The sequence below is a fragment of the Streptomyces sp. NPDC002619 genome, assembly GCF_042889305.1.
Classification (GTDB): Bacteria; Actinomycetota; Actinomycetes; order Streptomycetales; family Streptomycetaceae; genus Streptomyces.
The window spans coordinates 1-1,407 of the sequence record NZ_JBIAQV010000158.1 but is presented as its reverse complement, the minus strand read 5'-3'; the positions used below and the strand labels follow the sequence as shown (position 1 = coordinate 1,407).

At 70.0% G+C, this 1,407-nt stretch carries 1 protein-coding gene; it reads right to left on the bottom strand.

Annotated elements, in window-relative coordinates; translation table 11 throughout:
• Positions 1 to 381: 381 nt before the first annotated feature.
• Positions 382 to 1,389 carry an IS110 family transposase gene (locus ACFYXB_RS45985; protein WP_389591479.1) on the bottom strand — a complete coding sequence of 336 codons (1,008 nt, stop codon included), beginning with the start codon at positions 1,387 to 1,389 and terminating at the stop codon, positions 382 to 384.
• Between the last annotated feature and the right edge of the window lie 18 nt (positions 1,390 to 1,407).

Below are 1,407 nucleotides of genomic sequence, written 5' to 3'. Positions count from 1 at the left end.
GAGGGCTTCCTCGCGGTGTATCTGTGGGACCGCCGCCTGGGAGGGGTCCAGTTGGAGCGCCCGGAGCCCCGCGAGGAACGAGCGGGGCGAGGACGAACGAACTGGAGGCCGACGAGCGGCGGTCGACAATGGGGACGCCGAGGAAGCGTCACGGCTGCTCGCAGATACGGTCGTTGTCATCCCCGGTGCCGGCTGTGGTCGGCGGAGTCGTCTCACACACACCCATTCGGCGTCTGACCGCCTTGGTCGGCGCCATGACCGTGGTGCGGGGATCCGGGTTGCTCAGTCAGGTCATCGGGCGCGGCCGCTAGGCCGTCCCATGCGGTTTTGCGAGCTCGCCCGGGGTCTGCGACCGCCTGTGGCGGTTGTCGTCGGCTGCTGTCATCGCACCCCCCGGTGGTCCTGCTGGGCCTGGACGGCGCGCAGCAGGTGGTAGGCACGGGTGAGCAGTCTGCGGGCGATGGCGGTGGTGGCGATCTTCTTGCCGCGGCGGTGGGCGAGGCGCTGGTAGCTGACGGAGAACTCCGGCGACCGCTTCGCGGTCTGGGCGGCCTCGCACAGGATCCACCGTAGCCAGTGCGAGCCCTGTTTGGAGATGTGCCCGTGCCTGATGGTGAGATCCGATCCACGGACGGTAGGCGTCAGTCCGGCCCAGGCGGCGAGCTTGCGCGCGGAGGGGAAGCGGGTGACGTCGCCGATCTCGGCGACCATGACCAGGGCGGTGAGCGTGCCCACCCCCGGCAGCTGGGTGAGCGCTTTGACCCTGGGCTCGCCCCGCGCCTGTGCGATCAGCTGCGCGTCCAGGGCGTCGATGGGCTCTTTGAGGGCGTCCATCAGGTTGAGGAGGTCGTCGACTACGTGCCGTGAGGCGTCCGGCAGGTCCAGGCCCTCCAGCCAGGCCCGGCCCGGAGCGGTGAAGTAGCTGCCGGGCCGGTCGCAGCCGTGATCCGCCAGGACGGCGTGGACGCGGTTGCGCAGCAGGGTGCGCAACCGCACCAGCTGGCAGCGATGCCGCACCAGGGCCCGCTGCTGGCGCACGTCCACGGGGGCGATCCACGCCTCCGGCAGCAGATCCGCGCGCAGCAGCTGGGCCAGGGTGGCCGCGTCGACCTTGTCGTTCTTCAATCGCGCGGAGGCGATCGCCTTGCATCGCAGCGGATGCACCAGATGCGGTTCGAAGCCGTAGTCCTCCAGCAGCTCCACCAGCCAGCCCCAGCCGTAGGCGGCCTCGAAGGCGACCGGCGCCCCGATCGGAAGATCACCGATCACCGAAAGCACCGGCTCCACCCCGTTGGGGACGTTCCGGTTCACCCGCACCGCGCCGCCGTCCTCGACCACCGCGATCTGCGACCGCTTGCGGTGTACGTCGATACCGACGTAAACAGACATTGAGGGCCTCCTTCCCGA